Below are 302 nucleotides of genomic sequence, written 5' to 3'. Positions count from 1 at the left end.
CCCAGGGGCGCACTCGAGTCGTTCGTCAAGGCCAGGACTGACTTGGAGAAGGGCAAGAAGGCAAAGAGGATCGAGAGCGTGGATGTCGTTTTGCCCAATGCTGTTCCAGGAAAGGTTGTCGTCAGGTTCGGTCAGTCGAGCTTTCACACGCCTAAATCTAGCTGTGCTGATGGTCTAGCTCCTGAGCCATCTGGATACCTTCATATCGGACACTTGAAGGCTGCCATCTTGAACAGGTTCTTGGCCGATCAGTACCAGGGACAATTCATTCTCCGATTTGACGATACCAATCCCCTCAAGGA

1 protein-coding gene is annotated in these 302 nt (G+C 52.6%); it reads left to right on the top strand.

The annotated features are described in order from the left end of the window. Nucleotides 1-78: 78 nt before the first annotated feature. The coding region (locus tag ACEN88_RS35130; protein ID WP_413347044.1) for a glutamate--tRNA ligase family protein at nucleotides 79-302 on the top strand (224 nt) is incomplete at its 3' end.

It is taken from the genome of Massilia sp. CT11-108, assembly GCF_047302915.1.
GTDB lineage: Bacteria > Pseudomonadota > Gammaproteobacteria > Burkholderiales > Burkholderiaceae_D > Telluria > Telluria orientalis.
The sequence above is the reverse complement of the archived record's forward strand: the minus strand, read 5'-3'. Positions and strand labels throughout refer to the sequence as shown.